The following is a 26,826-nucleotide window of genomic DNA, read 5'->3' on the forward strand; positions in this document are numbered from 1 at the left end:
CTTGAAGATGAAGGAAAAAAAATATTTTGGAACCGATGGTATCAGAGGAAAAGTAGGCGAGTATCCGATAACCGCTGATTTTTTACTCAAATTAGGTTGGGCAACCGGACGAGTCTTCGCGAATGAAGGGCACGGTTTCGTATTGGTCGGAAAAGATACCCGGATTTCAGGATATATGTTTGAATCGGCGCTCGAAGCGGGATTGACTGCCGCCGGTGTCGATACGCATTTATTGGGGCCGATGCCGACCCCGGGTGTTGCCTATTTGACGCGAACCTTGCGCGCCCAGGCGGGAATTGTTATTAGCGCTTCGCATAATCCATTCTACGATAACGGCATTAAGTTTTTTTCAGTTGAGGGAACGAAACTACCCGATTCAATGGAGAAAAAAATAGAGCATTACCTTGATTCGCCGATGACGACGGTTGACTCGGCGAAACTAGGCAAAGCCAATCGTGTTGGCGATGCGGCAGGCCGGTATATAGAATTTTGCAAAAGTACGATTCCGACTTGGATGGACTTTAACGGTCTAAGAATCGTAGTCGACTGTGCCAATGGCGCGACTTACCATATCGCGCCGCACGTTTTCAACGAAGTAGGCGCTGAAGTCGTTACGATCGGCACCGAACCGGATGGGCTGAATATCAACGAAGAGTGCGGAGCCACGAAGACCGAAAAGTTGGTTTCGACGGTTCTTGCCTATCGTGCCGATTTCGGTATTGCGCTCGACGGTGATGGAGACCGGTTGATCATGGTCGATCATCAGGGTGAAATCGTCGATGGCGACGAATTAATTTATATCATCGCGAAATCGAGATTAAATGCAGGAGCCCTAAAAGGTCCGGTGATCGGTACCTTAATGACCAATCTCGGTATGGAGCATGCGTTAAAAAGCTTAGGCATCGAATTGTTTCGAGCAAAAGTTGGAGACCGTTATGTCATGGAAATGCTTGAAGAGAAGAAAGGTATCTTAGGCGGCGAAAATTCGGGGCATATCATTTGTTTAGACAGAACGACTACAGGCGACGGTATCGTGGCGGCTTTACAAGTCATGGCCGAAATGAAAACCAGCGGTAAGACGCTGCATGAGCTTAGGTCCGGGGTTCTTATGTATCCTCAAGTTTTGATTAACTTAAGGACTGATATCAAAATTAATCCCGATAATCACGAGAAAATACAAAAAGCGGTTAAGGATGTCGAAAAAATATTGGGTGCGAATGGTAGGGTCTTGCTGAGGGCCTCTGGAACCGAGCCTTTGATTCGTGTAATGGTGGAAGGAGTCGACGAGGCGTTGGTGAATAAATGCGCCAATCAATTAGCGGATGAGGTTAAGAAAGCAATCGATGCTTGAACAAGTTTCAATAAGCATATATCATACGCAGCTTAATTTTGGATGGAGAGGGAGAAATTATGCGTCAAACACTCGTGGCTGGAAACTGGAAAATGAATGGCTCTAAAGCGGCCACAGAATCGTTATGCAAGGCCATTATTGCCGGACTTAACTCATCCGACACCGGAATCGTAGTGTGTGTTCCTTATGTTTATTTATCCGATGCAGCTAAATTAACGGAAGGCACCCCTCTTGATCTTGGCGCACAAAATGTTGCCGATCAAAGTTCTGGCGCATATACCGGAGAAATCTCAGCGTCCATGCTGAACGAATTTAATTGCAAATATGCAATCGTCGGTCACTCCGAACGTAGGACTTATTACGGCGACACCAACGAATCGGTTGCTTCACGTTATTCTCAAGCCCAACAACAAGGAATCGTTCCTATATTGTGCGTTGGCGAAACATTAGAGCAACGTGAAAACGATCAAACGTTTAGCGTCATCGATGAGCAGCTCGATGCGGTTTTAAATGCGGCAGGGATCGAATCTTTCGCTAAAGCAGTTGTTGCTTATGAGCCGGTATGGGCCATCGGTACAGGAAGAACCGCCTCTGACGAGCAGGCACAAGAAGTTCATCAGTATATTCGCCAAAAGTTCGCAGCTAAAAATCAAGCGATTGCCGACCAACTGCAAATTTTGTATGGCGGCAGTGTAAAGCCGGACAATGCTAAAGGCTTATTTGCAATGCCTGATATCGACGGCGGATTAATCGGCGGAGCATCACTCGATGCCGAAGGCTTTTTGAAAATATATAGCGCATCTAAATAACCCTAATAATATGTATCAAGTTATCATAGTCATTCATGTGTTATTCGGACTGGGTATTATCGGTCTGGTATTAATGCAGCAAGGTAAAGGTGCCGATGCCGGTGCCGCGTTCGGAAGCGGTGCATCGGGAACTTTATTCGGTGCACAAGGCTCGGCTTCGTTTTTATCGAGAACCACTGCGGTTTTAGCGACTTTGTTCTTTGTGACAAGTCTTTCTCTTGCTATCTTGAGTGGCGGTAGTACAGCCGTGAAAGACTTTTTTGATGACGCAGAAACCGAAGAAGCTTTCGATATACCATTAATGAGTAAAGAAGCAGAACCGGTTGCCGTCCCTTCCATATCGGCCGAAACGCCTGCTATCGAAGAAGAATCAAAAACGGTTGAAGCAAAAGAACAACCGGCAGAAGAAATAAACGAATAAAAATAATTATCAGCCGATGTGGTGAAATTGGTAGACACGCCATCTTGAGGGGGTGGTGACGCAAGTCGTGCCGGTTCAAGTCCGGCCATCGGCACCAAATTCAAGTTCGGGGAAGTCCGAACAACTCCAAAAACCCGCAAGTTTCAAGGCTTAGCGGGTTTTTTATTGTCCGGAGAAATCTCGCCAGCACCTTTTCGCGTAGATTCCGGAAAAACTCATGGTGTTACGAATGATTATGTATGCGGTAATCCTCGAAAAACATTTTACTATGAAGATCATGAGGTTAATTCATAGCTTGTTATACGTTTGTATAGCACTTTCGCACACCAAAGAGGTTAGAAAGAATATTTAGGGTTTTTTTCTTGAAATCCGTCATAAACTGCATGTGCTTCCGCTGAAAATCTTGGAAACGGAGCGTTAGCTAAGTGAAGATTTTTAGTCTCCGATAGCCGTAGCGCCGGGTGTTTTGCCGGAGTCTGCGCGAATAGCGCAGGCGGAGGCAAAATACAAGGCATCGCGACACGGCGTAAAGCCATTTGTGGGAGTGCTACGGAGCCGCATTGAGTATACGATGATGTGGCGTAGTGGCATGGACGCAGGGCGAATCGGGGCCGCCGAAGGCAAGAATCGCCAAGTTATTTTTCGCTGCTGAAATCGGACGGACCTCATTTCAGCTTTCGCGAAAAATCTTGGCGCGCTTGATGGTTAAACGGCTAAATTTAAGGTATATAGTTAAAAAACACCCAGCACACTACAGGAAGCTCTTTTAAAGCCAAAGTGAATTGTATACCTTTCGCACTGTAAGTAGTGAATCTGTTTCATTCATGGCTGAAACAACATACAGATTCAGTTTGATTTTTTGCTTATCTAACGAACGTAATTTGTAGATTGCTGAATCCACATTAGGTGGGTAGATTAGTCTACACGGTTCATTGCCGTTATCATTTTAATGCGACGGTTTCAACTCGACTGACTGTGCTGAGTGTGATTTTACCTTCTTGAGCTAACCAACCGATGCTGCGCTGGATAATTTTTTCTTCTTCAGGAAGTTCCTTGATTAATTTTGCAACGGAAGTTTCGCCATTTTTATCCAAGTATTGCCAGATGGTACCGGCAGTTAAACCGACGCGTTCACGTATGCTTATTTCCGGCGTTTCGGCAACCGGAGCTGGGCTGCTTGTTTTTTTAGTGGCAGCTAGGGAGGAGCTGCTCTTCTTAGGCGTTACTTTAGCGGTTTTAGGTGTAACCGGTTGTTCCATTGTTGCCTTAGACTCTTCGGCGGTTTGAGCCTTTTTAGGGGCTTCCCGGGTAGTGCTTGCCTTCTTCGGCGTTTCTTTAACCGCTTCGGGTGTTACGGTCTTTTCAGTCTCGGATTTGGTTTTTTCAGTGGTGGTGTTAGATTTTTTCATAATGATATAAACAATAAAAAGTAAAAAAATTAGAATCGACCATTCAAGCATATAAGCGTTCCTTTTTTATTGATCGATTCTACTCGAATTTCAAGAAATAAGTAAAAAAGGATAAGAGACATAAGCTCTTCGCGAATCAAATTTCGGTGTCAACCAAAAATTATCAATAAGCCCAGCTTTAACAAATGTAGTGCCTATGGTCTATGTTATAGAAATTAAAAAATAGAATGTCATGTTAAATGTAATCTTGTGGCGCCAGTAAAATAGGGTTTACATATTATTCAATAGCATACGATCGAAAACTTTAAAGCTGAGTTAAGGCTTTTGATAGGGTTTTCAGTTAGTTTATCGATGGCATGCTAAATTATAACTTTCGTACTTCAAATTTCGGCAGTGTGCGGCCCCTCACCTAGCGTTAGGTGAGGGGCCGCACACCCCGGTGCCTCCTCAGGCATTGCCGAAATTTGAAGTGCGAAAGGTTTAACTGTACGATTAATTGCGTGATTCTAGTGGGCTGACTACCGAATTTAGGATTTACGTTTGTAAATGCGAAGAGGCAGTAATACTCGATAATTCGGAGCTTGGCAATACCTTTAGCCATGAAATAATGAAGAATAGGTATAAAAGCCCATGTTTGCCATCACCCATGCCTCTTTTTCGACCGCGTTTTATCTCGGCGGCGGTTTGAATATCCGACCGAGCAGGTCGCCTGGAGCCTTGCGATACTATTCTTGTTCATACCCGATATCGACATTCCGACCTCGCGTGATATCTCCGCGCAAGGAATCGTGCCGCCAGCCATTCGGGCTTTCTTGGATTCAACCGATTTTGAAGACACAATTCGGACACACTGGCGTGCATTGCGGGCGGAATTGCACAAGCATTTTACGGAGGCGTCCCTTTGCCGATTCAAAATATGGTTTATTCGGTTCTGGATGAACGTCTTGCATCGATCACTCGACGTTTTATGGACCTGTACTGTAAGGATTCCGATCAAAATAACTCCAGGAAGTGAATCCTCAGGTACGGTCAGCAGCTACTTTTCACAGCCGATCAATGGATAACTCTCCAAATCGTCGGCAAAATCGATCGGTCCCGGAAAGTGCTTGCGTATAATTGCCGAGGTTTCTTCTTCCGAGCCTTCGGTTCGCCGCATGCGGTGCGATAAGACTAAATGCTTGACCTTTGCGGCTTGTGCGATTTTGCCGATTTCCGAAGGCGGCATGTGCAGATTACGAGCGGCTCCAGTCGCCTGTTCAGGGATGGCGTGATGGGCGATCAGCAGGTCGGAGCCTTCGGCAAGTTTGATTAGGGTATTGTATTCATTGCTGGTGTCGCCGGAGATGACGATGCTGCAGTCTTCTGCATCGATGCGCCAGGCTAAAGCGGGTAAGGGACCATGATGCACGGATATGGCGCTGATGGTTAAATTCGGTGCAATGTTGAATGTTTGTATCCTGTTTTTGCCGAAACGGACGTTGTGAGCTTGTATTTTATAATTACTTTGGCTGTCGGGGTTGATGTATTCGTTTAAGTAACGGTAGATGCCGCTTTTACCGAACAATTTATCTATAAATTCCTTTGTCGAAGGCATAAGATCGTTGCCTGATGGGCCATAGACCGGTAAGTCTTTTTTTCGGCCGGTAAAATAGGAGCCTTTTACCAAGGCTGGAAAATCGCTACTGTGATCGACATGAAAATGCGTGAACAACAGGGCCTGCAAGTCGTTAAAAGCCGCCCCGGATTTTTCGAAATTGAGGCTGCTACCGGGGCCGGTATCGATCATCACTAATGCTTTATCGTCGATGCGGAGCAAATAAGAACTTCCTGCGCGCCGATCGTTGATTTCAGGGCCGCCGGCACCTAACACTTGCAACTGTACCTTTGATCGAGAGGCTGCAGTTGATGAATAAGCAACCAAAACTAAGCTCGTCAAGCTAATCGCCAAGGTGAATGCTAGAGTTTGGAGTTTTGCTCTATTCATGTTCGCCTCCTGTTTGTTAGGATGATTTGGGTCTAGGTTGAGTCGGCTAAGGAACGGCCGCCGTATATACCCATTGCAGTTAAAATTCGGCGCCTGGATTCAGGTCATCCCTGGTGATTGTGGATTACTACTTCTCGGCAATTCCTTGATATACCTGATGAAACTCGCGTTTGATTAGTTGAGTTTAGCCTAGAAAAAGCATTTCACCATGAGGATCATGAAGAAAAATAATTTAATTCAATAGCTTGCCCAGCCTTAACAAATAAAGCCCCCCATGACCTAAAGACCGAAAAATATTAAAGCTGGGCTTGTCATTCGTTTGTTTACAACTTTCGCTCACCCGAAAGGTTAGCTGGAATTTTTAGGTAATCCCTTGAAATACTTCATTAACTTCATGTTCTTCATGGTTGAACTGCCGAATTTAGGTTTAAGGTTACTTTTCTTTTCGGGCCGATGAAACAAAGAAGTCGATCAATGTCGCATTGATATCCGGCCATTGCGAATGCGGTTTATCGCCTTCGCAATACCAGGTTTTTATACCGCTAGCGCAGTTCGTGTAAGCGCTACATCCGTTATCGAGAGGCTCGGGAATCGGGTCGCATTGGTTGCATATCGCCCACCACCCCGCCGATTCCTTTCCATACCCAGGAAACAGCTTGTCATTCGCGCTATGCATGATCATGGCTGGAATCGGGTCGGGGCAGCGGCGTTGGCGCAACTCTTGATAATTGATGCCGGCCGCGCTGGGAGCAATGGCGCTTGGAATATGCTTGGTGCCGGACATGAATGCCAAGGCCATGGTTGAGGTGCCTCCGTCGGAATGACCGGTGATATAGATTCTTTTATCGTCGATACACCATTTTTTGGCGATGAATTCGGGAATGGTGCCGAGCTCGACAGCCGTGGTGGGTGACAGAGGTGGATGGTCGGCATAGGCGACAATCATACCGGCGGTTGTTGCCGCAAGAGTTAGATCGGTCGTTTTTTCGGTTTTGGCTCGATTCGAACCGGCAGGCGATAATACCAATAACAACGGGTGAGGGAATGTCGGATCGTAATTTAAAGGTGTTCGGACGTTATACTTGATTCCATCGGCGGTGGATTCGCCATGGGTGGCACCGGCTGATCCTTTTAGCTGTTCTGTTTGGCATCGGCCTTGAGTTGACTCCGGTCGGTAAACGGCGTTGCCCATCTGAGCATAATCACCGCTCCCGGTTTCCATCAACAACATGACTAACACTAACAGAATGGGTGGCAGAAAAATCGCTGCCAACCATATGTTTCGTTTGGTCAGGTGGGGTTTGATAGTTGAGAAATCAATCATTGACGCATTCCGGATTTTGAAATTGGGTTAAATGCGCTTCAGATTAGGCTTCCGGCGTGTCGCTAGGTTTATCGTTATCCTTACTCACATACATAAATGCCAGTACCACAAAAGCCGATAAGCCGAATACGAACAGTAATGGCTTAAAATTGAAGCTGTCGGGATCTTCGAGGCCTACTGAAAAAGGGATATGCGAATCGAGTTGCTTATCGTTGTCGACGATCGTGATATGGGCCAAATAATTTCCCGCGCCGTATTGGCTAAAGTCGACAATGCCGCTAAACGATCCTGTTTTGACTTTTTGCGGTTCTTGATGAAAAATTCGGGTGCCTTCCGGCTCCTTCGTGATTTCGAATTCCACATCGATCGTGCGCAACGCCTTGCCGCCGTAGTCAAAGACCAAATGCGTTTGACCGACTTCCGGGATCGCATTGCAATAGCCTTTACTACCTGACAATTCAGGGGTGTAAGCGGTGAAGTGGACGCTATCGACTCCGACACGGATATTGCAGGCGTCGATTTCATCAACCGCCCCCCGGTGGGCATGCGCCGGTGAAACGATAATCAAGCTCGAGAGTAAAAAAGCTGCGATCAACAACTGCTCGAAAAAAAGACGATAGGTTAAGATCCGTGAACGTTTTGTAGTTATTATGCCTTTGTTCATCACAGTCTCCTGTTGGGTTTGGCTAAAAGTCGACAGTCTCGACTTCGGAAATTAGGAATAAAGGTGCGCCGCCGCTCGAAATTTCAACGGCATGTTTAGCCGTTTCCTGCCCGCCGATTGAATTTAAACAGGCTTCTAATGCCGGCATCGACGGAAAATAAACTTCGGCTATTCGGTGATAGGGCGCCGGCTTGCCATCGGCAGTCGAAGTTATCAATGAGGCGACGAAGCGAGTTTTACCAACCATTTTTTCTACGGCCATAGGTACGTGCTCTTCTGTATAACGGTGCTCGAAGACATCTAGGTCGGTCGGTTTAGGATACATGACAATTAACTTTGCCGCTTGCATAAGTATCTCGTATAGTTCTTTAATAGGCTGCCTTATGTAACAACTATTTATTAATTATGTAAAATAGCCGCTTTCTATGAAAGAATAGTTTTTCTCTATGCAATAAGGCTAGCTGTTATGGAAATGCATCAGATTCGTTACTTTCTGGCGGTTTGCGATAGAGGCACGTTCACACGCGCAGCACAAGCGGTCTATGTCTCACAGCCATCGATGACACAAGCAATTAAAAAGCTTGAGGAGGAGTTGGGCGGCGAACTTTTTGTAAGGGATAGAGGGGGATGCCATTTAACTGCGTTAGGTCGTTTGGTCGAACCGAATCTTCGCCGGATTTTTCTTGAGGCGCAGGCCATCAAAGCTGAAGCGATACGATTTACCCGTTTGAATACTGTGCCTATTCGTGTCGGCATGATGAATACGATCGGTTCGCAGAGCTTGAATCCGGTATTCGCAGATTTTCAACGCGATTTTCCTCGTATCGAGCTGGAGTTGATTGTCGATACCGAGAGTAATTTACTGAGGCAATTGGATGCAGGTTATCTCGATCTGGTGATCAGCGCGCCGATTGCTTTGCCTGTCCGGCCCTTTCAGTCGTTATTGCTATACCGGGAGCGTTACGTCGTCGTTTTCAGTAATCAGCATCGATTTAAGCAAATGCAGAGCATCGATTTAAAAGCTTTGCAATCCGAACCTTATCTAGATAGGCTCAATTGCGAGCTACGCGAAAAACTTAAAAGTGTGTGCCGGGATTTGCATATTGAATTATATGCGGCTTATCGGAGTAATAGCGAAGAATGGATTTTGAATATGGTTCGTGCCGGCATGGGTGTTGCGTTGATGCCTGAATTTTCTGTCCCTAAAGATACTGAACTTGTCGATTATCGCAACTTGATAGATCCTGAAATAATCCGTGATATCCATGCGATATTTCAAACGCAAGTTTCGCCAAAGCCCGAACGGCAAGCCTTGATCGCAAAATTACAACAAGGCTTTTAGACGAACGGACTTTTGAGTCGGCTTCTTTTGTAGGATTTTTTAGCCTAATGAAAAATGATGAATAGTAATACGAACATTCGCGCTATCGAGCAAATCGGGGCACAGGTCCTAAGGCGAATTGCCATGCCGGTCGAACGAGTCGACGACCCGTCTGTGATCGATGTAATTGCTGCGATGCAAGCAACATTGGCAAGTACCGAGGGGGTTGGTTTGGCCGCTCCGCAAATTGGCGAATCGCTTAGAATAATGATCGTCGCTTCGCGTTCTACCCCTCGATATCCTAAGGCTCCTACTATGGATCCAACTGTGATGGTCAATCCCGAATTTAATGTGTTATCGAACGAGATCGCAAAGGATTGGGAGGGTTGTTTGAGTATTCCCGGCATTCGGGCTTTAGTACCTCGGTTCCGCAAAATTAGCGTTTGTTATCTTAACCAGCAGGGAGTCAGTCAGACGCTGATTTTGGAGGATTTTGTCGCGAGGGTTTTTCAACATGAATACGACCACTTGGATGGATTGGTTTATCTCGATCGTGTAGAAACGAATCGTGATATCGTTTCGGAACAGGAGTTTCAGAAGTTGATTACCGAAAACTAGTGCGGCGTGATAGTTAAACTGATGAAATTAAAAATAATTTCTTTGCAATTTGATTCGTGTATACCGTAAGATTAAGACGGTTTTCTATTTATCCGTAATTATTCACACCCCCGTGGGCTTAATAGTTACATTCATCCTTGTAACGTTACCGTTTTTTCAAGCCATAGGAAGCCAGGTTGTTAGTGCTTAGAAAGTGGGCTCTTATCAGCCTCAATAAATACAAAATAATTCGTAGGGGGAGTTATGGTCGATTTCATTTACTGTATTGGTTGGGTTGCCACTGTGCTTCTTGCAGGCTATTTGTTGCTGTATATTATTAAAATATTTATACACCTGGATGCCTTGCCAGCGATCTCTTTAGATTCAATGCCGGTCGTTAAACCGGTGCCTATACCGACAAAAAATCAGAAAACAAAATTGCAAAAAATTGTAGCTTCGATTTTTGAAGTCAGAAAATGGGTTTTAACCGAAAATTGGTATTACGAATTGTCCGATGGTTCCAAGATTTTAATCCCTAAAGGCTTTGAATTCGACGGCGCTTCGATTCCGAGACCATTATGGGCGCTATTGAGTCCTACCGGTTTGTTGCTGATTCCCGGGTTAGTACATGATTATGCCTATATGTATGCACAGCTTTGGCAAGTCACATCTAATAAAGTTGTCGAGCCTTATGGGCAAGATAAGAGTCGCAAAGATTGGGATAAATTATTCAGATCGATGGGGCAAGAGGTCAACGGTTTTTCGTTTGTTAATTTTATTTCCTGGTTCGCGTTATGGTTGGGCGGATGGCTGGTATGGAGAGGGCATAGAAAGACGAATAAAACGCCGACTAAGCCTTTATTATAAAGATGCGATGGGCAAAGTGTTATGCGCTTTGCCCACTCCGAATTAATTTCATGAGCTTCATGGTTGAAATGCCCGAATTTAGGATGAATGTTGCCGATGCCGGTAATTCAAATTTTCCATTTGCTTCATTATCCAGGCTTTGCGCTTGAGTAAATACGGCGTCGGCTTGTTTGCCCTATATAAATGAGGATTGGGCAGCGTCGCTGCTAACAGTGCCGCTTGCGAAGCACTCAATTGACTGGCGGGTATGCCGAAATAACGTTGGCTTGCTGATTCGATGCCGAAGAGATGATCGCCGAATTCTGCAATATTTAAATACACTTCTAGAATGCGGTCTTTGTGCCAGAACATTTCAACCAATCCGGTAAACCAAAATTCGAACCCTTTGCGCCAAAAGCTTTTGGAGGGCGTCAGAAATAGGTTTTTGGCGACTTGCTGACTAATCGTGCTGGCGCCTCGGAGTTTTCCGCCTTTTAAGTATTGATCGACAGCATTCTGAATTTCATTGAAATCGAAGCCGTGGTGACTAAAAAAACGTTGGTCTTCGGATGCAATGACTGCCGAGATGGCGTAGCGTGAGATTTGTTCGTTTTTTACCCAGCGATAATCGATTATTTTGAATGATCGATGTTGTTGAAAATATTCTGCGTGACGATATAGCATGAATACCGATACGGGCACCGGTATATGACGTAGCAAAACGACCGATAACAAAGAGCTTGTTATAAAAAATAGAGTTAGATAAAGCGCCAGTCGTTTAAGCTTATTTAGGAAAGAACGCTTGGGCTTGCGTTTGGAATATCTCAAAAAAGTATCAACTTCCTTCCTAGGAATAAATATTCAGTCTCCCTCTTTTTGAATGAGGGAGACTGTGAATACTTACGATTTAATCGGTAGTGGTTAAACCTTTCAAGCTTGCAAAATAGGCCGAGATATTCTCCAAGTCGTCACCCGATAAGCCTTGCAGCATCGACTGCATGATGGGGTTGTTTCTTTTGCCGGATTGATAGTCTTTCATGGCTTTGACCAGATAATTGCCGTATTGACCGGCCAATCTCGGTACATTGCTTTGCGCATCTTTACTTTCTGCATGGCAGCTTAGGCAAGATTGAGCGAGTTTTTTGCCGGCAGCCGGATCGCCTCCGGCTGGGCTTTTGGTTTCTTTGCCCGGCGCGGATTCAATATAAGCGGCGATATTTTCGATCGTTTGATCGCTTAGGTCATAGGTATTGGCTTTCATGGTGCCATGCGGGCGATTTTTTTCTCGATAAGCTTTCAATGCCGAAGCTACATAATCTGCGCGTTGTCCGCCGATTTTCGGCACATAATAAGTCGGGTAGGCATTACTGTAGGCGGGGATGCTGTGGCAGCCTCGACAGGTTTCAAAAGCTGCTCGACCGGCATCGACATCCGCGGCTTGCGCGTTAAGTTGCGGAAGTGAGACTGCCAGTACGCTGACCGCAAATGCTAAGTTTGATTTTTTCATGTTGATATCGATCCTAAATAATAATGGGGAGGTTGCTTCGAAGTTTAAAGTCACTGGGCATATCTTACCAAACACGCCAGTAATTGATAACAGGCTATTCAGTTAGCGCAAGAGAATTATACCTATTAGCTAATTTTCGGTTTCGAGGTACCCGTTAAGGATGTCGTCAATAAATCGATGTATCCAGGCGGTATTATTGCTGTCATAGGATTTACTAGCGCCACGAATGGTGTGAATGCTTAATTTTCCCGGCAACTATTTAAGGCCAATAAAAATACAATATAAATCAATGCTCTGTACCAGTTATCAATTTTTCGGAAAAGTTGGCTTCCGAGTTAGATAACTTCGCCAGTATTGCATTTAAACCAGCCGGCAATACTCAAGCGTTGACGGTGTGTCGGCTCGACCTCGTGCGGTATATCTTCACTGAGAAATACGACCAGTGTACCTGCCAAAGGTTTGATTCGTGCTGCGACTTGTTCGCTTTTCGGGTTATAGATGGCCAAAAAACCGCCGTCCTCGTTTTGCCATGTTTCGTTAAGGTAAGCCACTGTTGTTAAGATTCGCCCTGCCGCACCTCGAAAACTGTCCCTATGCTTTAGATAATAAGCGCCCGGTTCATAGCATGCAAAATGGCTTTCATATTCGAATAAGCCCATGAAAAGCAGCCGGTTGATTTCATGACGAAGCACCTCCATTTCGTCTAAATAGCGCTTTTGGGCATTGGTGCTTCGTGTAAGCCAACGGGTTTTATCGCCGCGGATATTTTCGTCCAACGTGAAGCCGATGCCCCGGCCGATGCCGGCCGGAGTTAGTTCGCCATCGTTATCGTAGGCTTTAAGGTCGGCAACTAAGCTTTTTATTAACGTAGTATCGAAATAGTTTTCAATGACATGCCAGCCTCTATCGATCAATTGATCGGTTAGTTCGTCGAAAATAGGTTTCGGAAGAGTCGGTGTCGTGGTAGGTAATAAGCTGGGTTGCAAGTAATATTACTCAAGTAAATGAAAAGCCGCGCGAATTTAGCCTTGAAATGCAAAAAAAGCAAGACTAAAAATACGGATTAATTCCGGGCTATGCCTCGTGCAGTCATATTTGCAGCTTTTATGGCAATGCTATTTTGTTCGGTAGCAAGGCGCGAAAACAGGCGTTAAGCTAAGCTATGTATCCCCTTTGCTTGTCAAATTTCGGTGCCGGGGTGCCCGTCAAAGGACGCCGTAAATACGTCCATGTAGGCTCTATGATAGCATCCATGCTATCAAAGCCTTTGCTGAACACCCCGGCACCTCCATAGGCTAATGCCGAAATTTGAAGTGCGAAAGGTATAACTGTTTTCGAAAAGCTTCCGCTCCTGCTCACGCCCCTTACCTACATTCATTTAGGTAACGCAGCTATCGGAGAAAAGAGCGTGTAAGAAAACCGCAAATGTGGTCGCGCGAAGTATATAATATCGCGCCGATTATGGCTTGCCCATTTCTTAATCAATGATGCCACGGAACCGTCCTTTAAAATACTTGTATTCTTATGGCTGATGTCTTATCGGTCCCGCAAGGTCGATTTAACTTACGGCGCTTGCCCTTGCGTCGGCGTGAGCTCCTTAGGGCATACGATGCGTCCGACGAATATTTGCTGAATTATCTGTCCGAAGCTCAATTGCCTTCTATTGGCGCTCGCGTTTTGATCGTTAATGACAGTTTCGGCGCTCTAACGGTTGCCTTACATGGCTTCAAGCCGTCCGCATTATCCGACTCCTATTTAAGCCAGCAAGCGACACTAATGAATTTTTCCGAGAATGCCTTGTCGATAGACGGCGTTCGATTGATGACAAGTCTCGAGTTGCCCGTGCAAAAGTATGATTTAATTGTGATTAAGGCGCCGAAAACATTGGGATTGCTCGAATACCAACTGATTTCGTTACGGCCTTTCATGACCTCGGCAACTCGAATCATCACAGCCGGGATGGTCAAAAATCTTAGCGCTAACGTTTGGCGCTTATTGGAAACGATTGTCGGTCCAACAAGCACCGCGAAGGCATGGAAAAAATCGCGACTGATTTTTTCCATGCCGGACGATAATATTTCGTTGCCGGTAAATCCTTATCCGTTGAGTTACCGGTTAGAGGGGACGAATTATACGATCGTTAATCATGCCAATGTGTTTTCGCGGGACAGCCTCGATATCGGTACTCGTTTTTTTATTGAGCATATCGGTTGTTTTCCCAATGCCGAAACTATCATAGATCTTGGCTGCGGTAATGGTATCGTAGGCTTGCTTGCAGCCGAACGCAATCCGAATGCGGTGGTGCATTTCGTCGACGAGTCGTTCATGGCGATTGCGTCGGCGCGGGAAAATTTTAAATTGGCTTTCGGCGAGAGCAGGTTAGCGAATTTTAGTGTCGGCGATTGTTTGTCCGACTTTACCGCAGAATCGGCCGATGTGATTTTGTGCAATCCGCCTTTTCATCAACAGAATGCGGTCGGCGATATGATCGCCGCTAAAATGTTTCGGCAAGCGAGAGAAGTCATAAAGCGAGGAGGGAAGTTGCTGGTCATTGGTAATCGCCACTTGGGTTATCATCTGGAGTTGAAGAAATTGTTCGGCAATGTTTCGGTAATTGCCGCTAATCGTAAATTCGTTATTTTGCAGTCGATGGTCGAATGAACTAGTCGAATACACAAAGTGATCCTTTATCCTAAAAAAGAGCAGTTGGCAAGTGTTGTAGACCGTTCGTGCTGAGCCCTGTCGAAGCATGAAGGGGCTACAACACTTTCACCAGCTTTGTGAAGCCTCAAGCTACCCTTCACCCTTCGACAGGACTCTCCTGAGCGTAGTCGAAGGGCTCAGGGCGAACGGTAGTTTGAGGCTCTCAACTGCTCTTTTTAGGTTTATGTCATTTTTATTATTTAAGGTATGAGTATGCGTTTTCGTGATTTTTTTCTGCTGCAAATCGCTGGGGCGGTTGGTCTTGTCCTGACAGGATGCTCAACTTCCCGTCAGATTGCGGTCGATTATCCGGTTGCTCAAGCAAATGATTTAAAGCCCCTTGGCGGTTATCAAGCCGTTGACGGAGACGACTATTACGTTCAGTTATTTTCCGAATTCGAGTTAAAAGGCGATAGTACGCTCAAAACGGGCTGCAGCGAAATAGGGTCCGGCTATGAAAAAGGAAGTTCGACAGCGGGGGTTGTTTTTAAAGTTAAAAACGAAGCGCTAAATTATAAACAGGAGGTTACGGCACTCGTTTATCAAGGTAGCAGCGGAAAATGCAACTTCAATCTCGAAACGCGTAAAGCCGCGCTAACGCCATGGTTAAGACTGGATTTAAGCAAGGACACTACGATTGATTACCAATTCATGACCAGTAATCAGAGCGATACCGATATATCCAAAATTATCGGCGATGTTCATAAAAGTACAAATCTTCTGGCCTTGACCGGGGTCGGTATCGGCATTGCTATGATGGGTAAGTTGGCCGACGAGTGGGTGCAGAGCCCGATCGGACAAACTGCGGTATCGGCGCCGTCCGAAGCAAAAGTCAGTACCGAGACCCATACCTTGCCGCTCGCTATTCAAAGCGATGGCAATAAGACGGTATTTAGAGAGACGCGTCTGCCGGTTTATGAAGTCGTCGAAGGCGGCAATCCGTTCTCAGGCGGACCGAAACAATTGGGCGAATTGAGGATTTACCCCGAGATACGCTCGTCTTTATTGCTCAAACAAGTTTCCGCAGGGATACCCAGTGCGAGGGATGTTTCGTTGCAGGAGTTATTGAGCATGCCGATTCGAATGGGTGAAGGCAATATCGAGCTTAGACAATTACTGGAAAACTCTCCAATCGATGAAAAGCCGAATTTGCAGCCGGATTGGAGGAAATACGGTGAAGTTGAAAGCCAATGCCGTAAGTTAAAGCGGGTCTTGCGAGGCTTAGGGTTTAATAAATTCGACCGGAATGCAGTGCTTTATTATTATCTCGCTCAGTCTCCGGACTGGTCGAACTACAATATTCCGAAAATTCGAGCTATCGCAGATGACCTTCGTCCGGCAACGCTACAACAATTTCGAAGCCGCAATTTTTCCGGCTGTTTGATCGATGAAGATTATCAAACAATGGCGATGATGGGCTTGTCCGTCAATAGCGCGCAAGACTGGCAGGCCATTCAGGATGCCCGTCAAAAGAAAGAAAGCGTGCTGGGGCCGGTACAATCGATCGGACGCCAATTGACCTCGGTGATTCAAAACAAAAATCCGGCGGAAATGGCGAGACAGATTTATCCGTTGATCGCCACCCCTAAAGAAGGAGGCGGTAAGGTGCTATTGCAGAATCATCTTGGCGAATTCGGCCTCGAGAGTATGCTCGGCATCGACTATATGCCCGGAGAAGGGATAGTGATCGGTTATCAGCAATTCGAACAAGTTTTTTCGTGGCTTTATATCGATCAACTGAGTTGTACGCGGCCGGCCATCGAGCAAGGCAAGCCATTAGGCCATATCGGTTTATTGATGTTTACGACGCAAGACGGTTCGCCATGGCCGAAAGGCGGAGCTATAGAATTTGAAATTCAATCCGGAAAAATTTCGCGGATTGCTTTTCAGCATCCGACTTTTCGGGATTTCGAGCAAAGCCTGAACGATTACCCTGAGATAGGCGGCTGCCGAATCGACAAAAGCTTCGTCGACAGATTACGGTGACAGTTGATGGCAAGCAATAAGTGTACATTAATCTAAAAACGTTTCGAAAATATTAAATGCGGCAACAAAGAAAGCTGCGTCCAAACTATATCTTTCACAATTCAAATTTCGGCAGTGCCTAAGGAGGCGCCGGGGTGTTCGGTCGATTTTTGCTCCTCGGCAATTGCTGAGTTACATGGATGTAATGAATGCAGAAAATGCAGGAGCATTTTTCTGCCCTGCATTGCCCTACTACACGCCATCCGTGGCGTAATGCAAAATCGACATTCACGCCATCCATGGCGCTCGCAAAGGCTTTGCCAGCATGGAGCTGGCATAGAGCCTACATGGACGTATTCACCCAGCACCTAAATTCCATAGCCCATTAGCCATGGTTAATAGTCTTAGATAATTTAGGTGCTGGGTTCACGGCGTCCTTTGACGAGCACCCCGGTGCCGAATTTTGATCTACAATGGGTATAATAACCAATATTTCAGGTAATTACGCATGACCTTGATTCGCCAAGAAGACTTTATTCAAAGCATATTCGAATCGCTGCAATACATTTCTTATTATCATCCGCAAGATTTCATTGAGGCGATGTATCGAGCTTACCAAAATGAACAAAGTTCCGCCGCCAAGGATGCAATCGCGCAAATCTTAATTAATTCGAGAATGTGTGCCGAAGGACACCGGCCGATTTGCCAGGATACCGGCATCGTAGTGGTATTTCTGAAAATCGGTATGAACGTACAGTGGGATGCTCAAATAAGTATCACGGATATGGTCAACGAAGGCGTTCGACGTGCGTTTATGCACCCCGACAACATACTGCGTGCATCGATTCTGTCCGATCCGGCCGGCAAACGCATCAATACGCGCGATAATACGCCGGCGGTCGTGTATATGGAGGTCGTTCCCGGGGATAGGGTCGAAGTCGAAATTGCCGCCAAGGGTGGCGGTTCCGAAGCTAAATCCAAGTTTGCGATGTTGAACCCGTCCGACAGCATCGTCGATTGGGTCATGCAAACCGTACCGACGATGGGTGCGGGATGGTGTCCTCCTGGGATATTAGGCATCGGTATCGGCGGTACCGCCGAAAAAGCGATGCTGCTCGCGAAGCAGGCTTGCATGGAGTCGGTCGATATTCACGAGTTGATTGCGCGCGGACCGGTCAATGCGCTCGAGGAATTACGTTTGGAGTTGTACGAAAAGGTCAATGCACTCGGTATCGGTGCACAAGGCATGGGCGGGTTGACCACTGTCTTGGATATTAAGATCAAGGATTATCCGGCGCATGCGGCCAATAAACCGGTCGCGATGATTCCGAACTGCGCCGCAACGCGCCATATTCATTTCGAACTCGACGGTTCCGGGCCGGCCGAACTGCCAGTGCCGTGTTTGGAGGATTGGCCGAAAATTGCTTGGGAAGGCGGGAATAGCGCCAAACGCGTCAATCTCGACACCGTTACCAAAGACGAAATAGCAACATGGAGGCCCGGCGAAACTTTATTGCTGAGCGGCACGCTACTTACCGGTCGAGACGCCGCCCATAAACGGATCGTCGAGATGCTGGAGCGTGGCGAGGCTTTGCCTGAGGGCGTCGATTTTACAAACAAATTCATTTATTACGTAGGTCCGGTCGACCCGGTCCGCGATGAGGTGGTCGGACCTGCAGGTCCGACGACTGCGACGCGCATGGATAAATTTACCGAGGCGATGCTCGCGCAAACCGGTTTGATCGGCATGATCGGCAAGGCGGAACGCGGTCCGGTTGCCATTGAAGCGATCAAAAAACATCGTGCGGTTTATTTGATGGCGGTCGGTGGTGCGGCATACCTTGTTTCGAAAGCGATACGGAAAGCGCGAGTCGTCGCATTTGAAGATTTGGGCATGGAAGCCGTACATGAATTCGTGATCGAGGATATGCCGGTCACGGTCGCGGTCGATGTCGACGGCGAGTCTATTCATAAGAGCGGTCCAAAACAATGGCAAGCCAAGATAGGCAAAATTCCGGTGGTTTCGAAATGATTTTTATTCTAACGGTCATGAAAGCCTGGCCATCGCCCCGGCAAATGAAAGTGCGGGCGCGGAAGGGTGCGGTCACTCGCCCGACAGGACGCCGTGAATACGTCCATGTAGACTCGACGGCGGCTATCCCTGCCGCCGACGCCTGTCGGTCGAGCAACCGCACCCTTCTCGGAGTCGGCATCGTACTTTCACAGTAAAAAACATCTTGCCCACCAAATACACAAAAATCGCGAAAATATTCAACATGTTAATTGAAAATAGCCAACCCTTCGATATTTTGCTGGTCGAAGATGAGCCGGCCGATGCTCATTTAGTGAAGTCAGCTCTCAAAGAAAATAAAGTGTATTGTCACTTGCATCATGTATTGGACGGTCGCGATGCTTTGGGTTTTTTGAGGCGCGAAGGCGATGTTTATAAAAATGCTCCCCAACCGGATCTGATTTTATTGGATTTAAACATGCCGCGCATGAACGGTCGGGAGTTTTTAAGCGTAATCAAGACAGACGAGCACTTTTCGGCTATTCCCGTCGTGGTGTTGACGACTTCCGATGTCGAGCGCGACGTCGTGGCCTCGTATAAACTCGGTGCGGCTAGTTACATCACCAAGCCGGTCGATATGGCGCAATTTATCGATGCGATTCGGCAACTTGATAATTATTGGTTTACGTTGACTCGATTGCCCAAAAAGAGTTGATCATGTATGCCAAGTTGTCTTATCGAGTGTTATTAATTGAAGACGATCCCAGTGATGCGCACCTGGTAAGTCGTTATTTGAAGTTGTCTACGGATGTCGGTTTCGAATTGACATGGGTCGTTTCTTTATCCGAAGGCTTAGCGCAGTTACAGAAAAATGAACACGATATATTGTTGTTGGATTTATCGTTACCGGATTCTAAAGGACTTGAAACAGTAAAAGCGATACGTTCGTCCACTCATTTCTCTTTGCCGTTGATTGTTTTAACCGGGCATGACGATACAGGTTTTGCGCTCGATATATTAGAGTCCGGCGTTCAGGATTATTTAATCAAAGGTCGTTTCGATGGGGATGCCTTGATTCGAGCCATCCGGTATGCATTACATCGTTCGAAGCTCGAACAAAGTTTACATGAAGCGGAAGAGCGTTGGCGATTTGCTTTGGAGGGCGCCGGCGATGGTGTTTGGGATTGGAATTTATTGACCAATGAGGTTTTCTATTCTCCGCGATGGAAAGCGCTTCTCGGCTTTTCCGAAGATGAGATAGACAATGATGTCAACGAATGGGAGAAGCGCGTTTATCCATTGGACTTGCCGATTGCGATAGCCAATATTCAAGCTCATCTCGACGGCAGAGTCGACAGTTATGATTGCGAGCATCGTTTGATGTGTAAGAACGGGCAGTGGCGATGGTTTATGGATCGCGGCGTTGTCGTCAGTTGGACCGATATGGGGCTTCCTCAACGAATGATCGGTACATTGTCCGATATCACCAATCGGAAAAATATGGAGCAGGAGCTGCAACAATCCAAACAGTTTGCGGTTTCTACCATCGACGCGTTATCGGCCCACATTTGCGTATTGGATAAATCCGGTGCAATTGTGGCGGTCAATCGAGCATGGCGAGAGTTTTACCAAAATAATGCGGGTGCGTCGAGTAATTGCATATCGGTTATCGACAGTAACTATCTAGCTGTTTGTGATTGCACAACGGATGATAGTTCGGAGCAAGCAGCACAAATGGCCGCGGGCATTCGTTCGGTCATGAAGGGTGATATGGATGTTTTTGAGATGGAATACCCATGTCATTCCGAACACGAAGTGCGCTGGTTCAATGCCAGGGTGACGCCTTTTAATGATAATACTGAATATATTGTCGTGGCGCATGAAGATATTACCGAGCGAAAGCAAGCCGAGGCTCGCGACTGTTTGTTAATTGCGGCGCTCGAAGCGGTCGGTCATGGTATTGTGATCACCGATACCAGTGCTCGCATCGAATGGGCTAATCCGGCCTTCGGGAAACTGACTGGCTATACGCTTGAGGAAGCGCTCGGCAAGGCTCCGAAAGATCTTGTTAAATCCGGGAAGCAGGATTCTTTGTTTTACGATGATATGTGGCAAACTATTCGTTCCGGTAAAACCTGGTGCGGAGAATTGATCAACAAACGTAAGAACGGCGATTTGTATGATGAAGAGCTCACAATTGCTCCGGTCACGGATGATAAGGGTAAGATTACGCACTTCGTCGGAATTAAGCAGGACATCAGTGAACGTAAAAGATTGGAAGCCGAACTAATACAATTGGCGACTACCGATCCCTTGACAGGGCTGCCTAACAGAAGACATTTCATGGAACGATTAGGCGAGGAGATCAACCGTTCGGAGCGTAATAACGCTCATCAAGTCGCGGTTTTAATGCTTGATTTGGATAATTTCAAAAAAATCAACGACCGATATGGTCATGCCGTTGGTGACCGGGTACTGAAGCATTTTTCCGCAATTTTGCGTAAAGAGCTGCGCAAAATCGATACTGTCGGCCGGCTTGGCGGGGAGGAGTTTGGGATATTTCTTCCTGAAACAAGCCTTTCCGATGCCGGAGTATTTGCGGAGCGTTTACGACAAGAACTCGCTCAAACGCCTTTATTAGCCGATGGGCAATCGATCGTCACCACTGTCAGTATCGGCATTTCCGAATTGATTTCAAAAGATATTCAAGCCGACTCTGTCTTGATTCGCGCCGATCAAGCTTTGTATCGAGCAAAGAAAAATGGACGAAATCGTGTGGAATTTTATAATGGTTCTTGAACCGCTGCATTCATGCCGATTGGCTGCTTTGATAAAAATTAGGGAAAAAGGTCGGTTCTTGTTAAAATTAAGTTTCGATACGAAACTATATGTCTGTATCGGCTGTGTAAAATTATTATCGGGCTATCCAAATCGGTGGAAAAATCGGGCAAGAGAGAGTGCTCCGAAGCTATGACTAAGTTTATTATACCTATCATAGATCAAAATTCGGCGCCGGGGTGTCCGTCAAAGGACGCCGTGAACCCAGCACCTAAATTATCTAAGACTATTAACCATGGCTAATGGGCTATGGAATTTAGGTGCTGGGTGAATACGTCCCTGTAGGCTCTATGCCGGCATCCATGCTGGCAAAGCCTTTGCGAGCGCCATGGATGGCGTGAATGTCGATTTTGCAGGAGCAAAAATCGACCGAACACCCCGGTGCCTCCTTAGGCACTGCCGAAATTTGAAGTGCGAAAGGTATAACGCAGTCAAACTACAAAAAAATCAAACCAACCTCTGGGAGGGGAACGTCATGAAAAACAAATCGCTCAGTTTACTGATCGCGTTGTTGTTCAGTCTAATCGGGTTTGGAGTGGGTAATTTTGCCTTCGCCGCACAACCCGATTTCGAACAACTTAAAAAAGATTATTACGAATCGCATCCGGGGAAAGGATCTCACGGTAAATATTGGGAGCCGATTCCTATTCAAAAATATTGGAATCCCAAAGATTTCTATACACCACCTAAAACCGTTCAGGGCGAAGTTGGTCGCGATACCTGTATCGGTTGTCACCAAAGCACCTCACCCGGCGCATTCCATGCTTGGAAAAACAGTGTTCATGGCGATTTGAAAAAGATCCGCAACTTGCCGGATAGCGACGTGCGCGCCTATAAAAAGAAAAAATTAGCGGAAGTCGAAGCCAATTTGACAAAGCTAGGCTTGCTCGACAAAGGCCAACAACTCGACCAAGTCGGTTGTATCGACTGTCATGGCGGTGTCGGCAAAGACACCATCAATCATGCCGAAAATCTGGTCATGCCGGACCGGGTCGCTTGCGGTACTTGCCATTTGAGCGAGTTTGCCGAAGCCGAAGCCGAAAAAGACCAGGAGTGGCCGCAAAAGCAATGGAGTAAAGGCCATCCTTCGCATGCTGTCGATTGGGAAGCGAATGTCGAAAACACGATTTGGGCGGCGATGCCCGAGCGTGAAGTCGCGCAAGGCTGCGACATGTGCCACTATCAGCAAAACAAATGCGACGGCTGTCATACCCGGCACACCTTTTCGGTCGCCGAAGCTAGACAACCCGAAGCTTGTGCGACTTGTCACAACGGCGTCGATCATAATGAGTTTGAAAACTTCATGATGTCGAAGCACGGTACGCAGTATCAAACTTTGGGTAAAGCCAACTGGAATTTCGAAGTACCATTGAAAGACGCGATCGCTAAAGGCGGCTATACCGCGCCGACCTGTCAATTGTGTCATTTCGAATACAAGGGCGAATACTCGCACAACCTGGTGCGCAAGGTGCGGTGGGCGTTCAATCCGACTCCGGCTATCGCCGACAACCTGGGTCATCCTTGGTTCGAAGAGCGTAAAGAGTCATGGGTAGAGACTTGTAGTCTGTGTCACTCGGCCAGTTTTGCCAAAGCTTACCTCGATGCGGCCGATAAAGGCACGATTCAAGGGCTCGCGGTTGAGCAGGAAGCCAAAAAAGTCATTAACAAACTCTATGACGATGGTTTATTAGTCGGCCAAAACAGCAATCGTCCGGCACCTCCTGCACCTGAAAAAGATGCGGCCGGCGGATTCTTCCAACTGTTCTGGGCTAAAGGCAATAATCCAAGCCATGTTGAAAGAGTTTATGCCGATATGTGGGAACATGATGTCATCAAGCACTATAAAGGTATCTTCCATGCGAATCCCGGCGGTTTTACTTACACTGAGGGTTGGTCGAACCTGATGCGCGGTTACACTGAGATCATGGATGAAGACACGCGTTTGCGCGAAATGGCCGCGATGAAATCGGGCGGTAAATTGCAAACGGTTTCCGCTTCGGCCCAACAACAGTCCTCGGACAAAGATAACAGCTTGCTCCTTAGTGCATTGTTGTTGATTGCATTCGGTTTAGGCATTGCTTACTTGATGCTAAAGCCTGCAAAACCAGAATCGGATCAAGGACAGAAGTGATAAAAGGACGCTACGGAAAAGCGCTTCTATTGTTGGTCGGTATCGCATCGCTGTTGGGAGGCGGTGCGATACTTTTTCATGAATTGACCAGCCCGGCACCGTCCGGCGCCGGTCAAGTCGACGAACGATTGAATGTCAATTCTTCATCCTTACAGCCGGCCGATTTGCCAGGATTTTTTCCGGCCGATTCCGCGCGGCTTTATTCCTTTCGTTATGACGATAAAGATGCTTTCAGCTTAGCTGTCGTACAGTATCGAAATGCTTCGGGAGCAAGGGCGAGCGCCGTACTTTTTCCGAAAGAATCGCAAGACGGGGTGATTTCATCCAGTCAAACGGGATTGCGCAATGAAATTTGGCAGTCAGCCACTGATGCTATTTCGAAACATGCGCCTGAAGAGGCGCTGTTTTTGAGTTGGTGGGACGACGGTCAACGGATTCAATATTTAAGCGGACGAGAAGCTTGGCTACAAAAGCCAGGGGAAGAAACTTTCTCAAGCTCGGTTTGGGGTGCTTTTCGTTCAGACTTGATTGAAGCGTCTAACAAGGACAGAAATCGATTGGAGCATATGGCGCGTTGGCTGACGATGGATGCCGACAAGGCCTTAAGCGAAATTGTCGAGTATTTCGGCAATTCGCGCCCTATCTACTTATTGGTTAATAGCGATATGCTATTGCGATTGTCTGAAATTAAGGCTTACGGCGGTTCGGATTTAGACTTAAAAGTTAAGAATATTCCGGCCGGAACCAACCTTCATGGCGATATCGCACAGGTTAAGCGTTGGGCGCACGAGACTGGGGAAGGCAACTATCTAGCTCATAAAGAAGGTCGTTATTACCGGACATGGGTGACAGCAACGGAAGGCAATAGCAAGGATACGCTCTTGGTTCGTCTCTTGCCGTTTATTGATTCGCTGAAAAAACTGCCTGAAGGGGTTAGTTTGGTTTATCAAAGCGGGTGGGGCGGTTATTTATCCGTTTATAAAGTCGAGCCCTAATAAATTTATACCCATCGTAGATCAAAAATCGGCACCGGGGTTATCGTCAAAGCCCGGCACCTAAATTCGATAGCTCACGTCTATGGGGCTATGGAATTTAGGTGCCGGGTAAATAATCTCAATAATCGTTGAGTCGATAACCTTTCCCTTGCATGCAGTGCTTAAGCAATTCCTCTTGCTGTGTTTCCGGTATCTGCTTTAAACCGATTTGATATTTGCATTCGGACAGAGCAGTAACGGATTGTTCATGTGTGAAACCGTCTTGACTCCATAATTGCCTAGACGAAGCACAACCGATAGTAGCAACTGTGGTTATCGCCGAAAAAATAATGATAATGGTTTTCGTAAACATACCAGCCCCATGTAAATAATGGTTTAGCATAAAAGGTTTATTGCTTATCATGGCCTATTCGGCAAGTATTTAGAAGTCATTTTTTACCTGTTTTAGAGAGTCTATCAGCAAACGGCAAGATTATCCTTGTATGCTAAGCGTTTAACATGCCTCAAGAGTCGTAAAATACGGCGTAAATTCTTATTCAATCGGCAACATTTGGTCTATCCTTATTGATAAATTCTTAATTGGCAAGGTTATATACCAATGTTTCGAGAACGAAAAGAATATAGAAAAAACCTAACTTCTTCAGGAAAGTTGCATTTAGCAGGTGAAACATTGGACTTTATTAGTCACGATGTTTCTGTGAATGGTATCTTGATCGAAATCGTGCCCGGGAAGTTGTTGGCTACCTTTAGCGATTTTGAATCGTTTATTAATGAAAATAGTGCGGCTGAAATTTTTGTTAAAGACTTAATGCTAACCGGCGAAGTTGAAATTATCTGGATAAAAGAAAAAGATAATAATATTTTGATGGGGTTGGAATTCAAGCATGTTATTTACAATGCCGACCGCTTATGGTTGAAACGTCAATATTATCGAAAAAAACAGTCTTTTGTCGGATTCTTGATGCTTAAAAACAAGAGAGTGGAATTCGAAGGAAAAAACATTTCGGTAGACGGCCTGATGATCTATGTAAAAGATCTCGACAAAGATTTGTTGCCGAACTCCGTGGTTAGTTTGTATTCCGAACCCTTACAAATGAAAGGGATGGCTAAGATTTGTTGGATACAACATGAGCAAGAGCAAGAAAAAAACGGTGCGTTAATAGGCTTACGTTATTTGAGTAGTGAATGAGTATACCCATTGTAGATGAAAATTCGGCTTTGGGGTGCCCGTCAAAGGTCGCCGTAAACCCAGCACCTAAATTCCATAGGTCTTTGGCAATGATTCAAAATCATGGCTTATTTAGGTGTTGGGCAAATACGTCGATGTAGGCTCTATGCCAGCTCCATGCTGGCATAGCCTTTGCGAGCGCCATGGATGGCGTGTATTAGGGCAATGCAGGAGCAATTGCCGAGGAGCAAAAATCGACCTAGCCTCCCCAAGGCCTCCTCCGACAATGCTGAAATTTGAAGTGCGAAGGTATGTTTAACTGTCTTGTATCCGTAAGGGACATTGTTAGTCGTACTTGATATATTTAAAACGAGGGTCGTCCGGTGTGCCCTCTAGCGATGAGCTTTCTTCTAATCCGGGTTGCCACATGACAACCTCCTCGATTTTTTTTGCTAGTTCGAAATCTTTGTTCGTGATGCCTTTCGCGGCGTGGTTGACCAATTTGACGATTACGAAAGCATAGGACACGGTCAGGTCGGGATGGTGGAAGGCTGCTTCGGCTAGGTGACCTACGGTATTGACGATCATCAGTGTAGATTTCCAACCGCTTGTTTTGTATTTGCGACGAATCCATCCTTTTTCGAGATACCAGTTCGGTAATTCCGCTTTGAGTCTAGCTTCGACCTCTTGATCGGAATAGGTTTCTTCGTGTTTGCGTTCTCTCCAGCTCATGATGATGACCTCATTCAAATTAAGCACAATAATAGTGGTGGATGACGATA

Annotated in this window: 24 protein-coding genes and 1 tRNA gene; 15 read left to right on the plus strand and 10 right to left on the minus strand. The window is 46.3% G+C overall.

Features of this window, described 5'->3' with window-relative positions; all coding sequences use genetic code 11:
- Positions 1-7 precede the first annotated feature (7 nt).
- The 4 genes from glmM (at position 8) to MEALZ_RS08880 (ending at position 2,678) form a co-directional block, all read left to right on the plus strand.
- Positions 8-1,351 carry a phosphoglucosamine mutase gene (glmM, locus tag MEALZ_RS08865; RefSeq protein ID WP_014148289.1) on the plus strand — a complete coding sequence of 448 codons (1,344 nt, stop codon included), beginning with the start codon at positions 8-10 and terminating at the stop codon, positions 1,349-1,351.
- Between the two features lie 59 nt (positions 1,352-1,410).
- The gene (gene tpiA / locus MEALZ_RS08870; RefSeq protein WP_014148290.1) at positions 1,411-2,160 is read left to right on the plus strand and encodes a triose-phosphate isomerase; all 750 of its coding nucleotides are present in this window, start codon (positions 1,411-1,413) and stop codon (positions 2,158-2,160) included.
- Between the two features lie 10 nt (positions 2,161-2,170).
- Positions 2,171-2,581 carry a preprotein translocase subunit SecG gene (gene secG, locus MEALZ_RS08875; RefSeq protein ID WP_014148291.1) on the plus strand — a complete coding sequence of 137 codons (411 nt, stop codon included), beginning with the start codon at positions 2,171-2,173 and terminating at the stop codon, positions 2,579-2,581.
- 12 nt (positions 2,582-2,593) lie between these two features.
- A tRNA-Leu gene (locus MEALZ_RS08880) sits at positions 2,594-2,678 on the plus strand.
- 844 nt (positions 2,679-3,522) lie between these two features.
- Here the strand turns inward: MEALZ_RS08880 and MEALZ_RS21795 are convergent.
- From MEALZ_RS21795 to MEALZ_RS08905, 5 genes are all read right to left on the minus strand, one after another.
- Entirely contained in the window at positions 3,523-4,041 is a 519-nt protein-coding gene (locus MEALZ_RS21795; RefSeq protein WP_014148292.1) for a winged helix-turn-helix domain-containing protein, read from the minus strand.
- A gap of 985 nt (positions 4,042-5,026) precedes the next feature.
- Entirely contained in the window at positions 5,027-5,974 is a 948-nt protein-coding gene (locus MEALZ_RS08890; RefSeq protein WP_014148293.1) for an MBL fold metallo-hydrolase, read from the minus strand.
- A 433-nt stretch (positions 5,975-6,407) separates the two neighbouring features.
- The gene (locus tag MEALZ_RS08895) at positions 6,408-7,298 is read right to left on the minus strand and encodes a poly(3-hydroxybutyrate) depolymerase (protein ID WP_014148294.1); all 891 of its coding nucleotides are present in this window, start codon (positions 7,296-7,298) and stop codon (positions 6,408-6,410) included.
- A 43-nt stretch (positions 7,299-7,341) separates the two neighbouring features.
- Positions 7,342-7,962, minus strand: coding sequence for a hypothetical protein (locus tag MEALZ_RS08900; protein ID WP_014148295.1), 621 nt, complete (start codon positions 7,960-7,962; stop codon positions 7,342-7,344).
- Between the two features lie 22 nt (positions 7,963-7,984).
- Positions 7,985-8,311 carry an EthD family reductase gene (locus tag MEALZ_RS08905; protein ID WP_014148296.1) on the minus strand — a complete coding sequence of 109 codons (327 nt, stop codon included), beginning with the start codon at positions 8,309-8,311 and terminating at the stop codon, positions 7,985-7,987.
- Positions 8,312-8,428: 117 nt separating this feature from the next.
- Between MEALZ_RS08905 and MEALZ_RS08910 the strand changes: the two genes are divergently transcribed.
- From MEALZ_RS08910 to MEALZ_RS08920, 3 genes are all read left to right on the plus strand, one after another.
- Positions 8,429-9,304, plus strand: a complete 876-nt coding sequence (locus MEALZ_RS08910) for a LysR family transcriptional regulator (protein WP_014148297.1) — start codon at positions 8,429-8,431, stop codon at positions 9,302-9,304.
- Positions 9,305-9,358: 54 nt separating this feature from the next.
- Complete coding sequence (def, locus tag MEALZ_RS08915; RefSeq protein WP_014148298.1) at positions 9,359-9,901, plus strand: peptide deformylase; 543 nt, start codon at positions 9,359-9,361, stop codon at positions 9,899-9,901.
- 417 nt (positions 9,902-10,318) lie between these two features.
- Positions 10,319-10,747 (plus strand): DUF1353 domain-containing protein, encoded by a 429-nt coding sequence (locus tag MEALZ_RS08920; RefSeq protein ID WP_223842360.1) that lies wholly within the window; start codon positions 10,319-10,321, stop codon positions 10,745-10,747.
- Positions 10,748-10,825: 78 nt separating this feature from the next.
- Here the strand turns inward: MEALZ_RS08920 and mtgA are convergent, their stop codons facing one another.
- The 3 genes from mtgA to MEALZ_RS08935 form a co-directional block, all read right to left on the minus strand.
- Positions 10,826-11,554 (minus strand): monofunctional biosynthetic peptidoglycan transglycosylase, encoded by a 729-nt coding sequence (mtgA, locus tag MEALZ_RS08925; RefSeq protein WP_046061074.1) that lies wholly within the window; start codon positions 11,552-11,554, stop codon positions 10,826-10,828.
- Positions 11,555-11,633: 79 nt separating this feature from the next.
- A complete protein-coding gene (locus MEALZ_RS21170; protein ID WP_014148301.1) occupies positions 11,634-12,233 on the minus strand; it encodes a c-type cytochrome in 600 nt (199 codons plus the stop codon).
- 335 nt (positions 12,234-12,568) lie between these two features.
- Positions 12,569-13,219 carry a 2OG-Fe(II) oxygenase gene (locus tag MEALZ_RS08935; RefSeq protein WP_014148302.1) on the minus strand — a complete coding sequence of 217 codons (651 nt, stop codon included), beginning with the start codon at positions 13,217-13,219 and terminating at the stop codon, positions 12,569-12,571.
- Between the two features lie 538 nt (positions 13,220-13,757).
- Here MEALZ_RS08935 and MEALZ_RS08940 point away from each other — a divergent pair.
- The 7 genes from MEALZ_RS08940 (at position 13,758) to haoB (ending at position 24,876) form a co-directional block, all read left to right on the plus strand.
- Positions 13,758-14,894, plus strand: coding sequence for a methyltransferase (locus MEALZ_RS08940; protein WP_014148304.1), 1,137 nt, complete (start codon positions 13,758-13,760; stop codon positions 14,892-14,894).
- 255 nt (positions 14,895-15,149) lie between these two features.
- Positions 15,150-16,922 carry a hypothetical protein gene (locus tag MEALZ_RS08945; RefSeq protein WP_014148305.1) on the plus strand — a complete coding sequence of 591 codons (1,773 nt, stop codon included), beginning with the start codon at positions 15,150-15,152 and terminating at the stop codon, positions 16,920-16,922.
- A gap of 487 nt (positions 16,923-17,409) precedes the next feature.
- Positions 17,410-18,933 carry a fumarate hydratase gene (locus tag MEALZ_RS08950; RefSeq protein ID WP_014148306.1) on the plus strand — a complete coding sequence of 508 codons (1,524 nt, stop codon included), beginning with the start codon at positions 17,410-17,412 and terminating at the stop codon, positions 18,931-18,933.
- A 244-nt stretch (positions 18,934-19,177) separates the two neighbouring features.
- On the plus strand, positions 19,178-19,627 hold the full coding sequence (locus MEALZ_RS08955; RefSeq protein WP_014148307.1) for a response regulator: 450 nt from the start codon (positions 19,178-19,180) through the stop codon (positions 19,625-19,627).
- Positions 19,591-21,711, plus strand: a complete 2,121-nt coding sequence (locus MEALZ_RS20690; RefSeq protein WP_162472934.1) for a diguanylate cyclase — start codon at positions 19,591-19,593, stop codon at positions 21,709-21,711. Before MEALZ_RS08955 ends, MEALZ_RS20690 begins: the two co-directional genes overlap by 37 nt.
- A 514-nt stretch (positions 21,712-22,225) precedes the next feature.
- Complete coding sequence (locus MEALZ_RS08970; RefSeq protein ID WP_014148309.1) at positions 22,226-23,881, plus strand: multiheme c-type cytochrome; 1,656 nt, start codon at positions 22,226-22,228, stop codon at positions 23,879-23,881.
- Positions 23,878-24,876: a hydroxylamine oxidation protein HaoB gene (gene haoB, locus MEALZ_RS08975; RefSeq protein ID WP_014148310.1), complete on the plus strand. Its 999-nt coding sequence runs from the start codon at positions 23,878-23,880 to the stop codon at positions 24,874-24,876. The genes MEALZ_RS08970 and haoB overlap by 4 nt, the downstream gene beginning before the upstream one ends.
- 118 nt (positions 24,877-24,994) lie before the next feature.
- On the opposite strand, the gene MEALZ_RS08980 is transcribed toward haoB, so the two are convergent.
- Positions 24,995-25,228, minus strand: coding sequence for a hypothetical protein (locus tag MEALZ_RS08980; protein ID WP_046061482.1), 234 nt, complete (start codon positions 25,226-25,228; stop codon positions 24,995-24,997).
- A 318-nt stretch (positions 25,229-25,546) separates the two neighbouring features.
- Here MEALZ_RS08980 and MEALZ_RS08985 point away from each other — a divergent pair, with 318 nt between their 5' ends.
- On the plus strand, positions 25,547-26,065 hold the full coding sequence (locus tag MEALZ_RS08985; RefSeq protein ID WP_162472935.1) for a PilZ domain-containing protein: 519 nt from the start codon (positions 25,547-25,549) through the stop codon (positions 26,063-26,065).
- A gap of 324 nt (positions 26,066-26,389) precedes the next feature.
- Here MEALZ_RS08985 and MEALZ_RS08990 read toward each other — a convergent pair whose 3' ends face one another.
- Positions 26,390-26,776, minus strand: a complete 387-nt coding sequence (locus MEALZ_RS08990) for a 4a-hydroxytetrahydrobiopterin dehydratase (protein ID WP_014148313.1) — start codon at positions 26,774-26,776, stop codon at positions 26,390-26,392.
- Positions 26,777-26,826: the final 50 nt, after the last annotated feature.

Source organism: Methylotuvimicrobium alcaliphilum 20Z, assembly GCF_000968535.2.
GTDB lineage: Bacteria > Pseudomonadota > Gammaproteobacteria > Methylococcales > Methylomonadaceae > Methylotuvimicrobium > Methylotuvimicrobium alcaliphilum.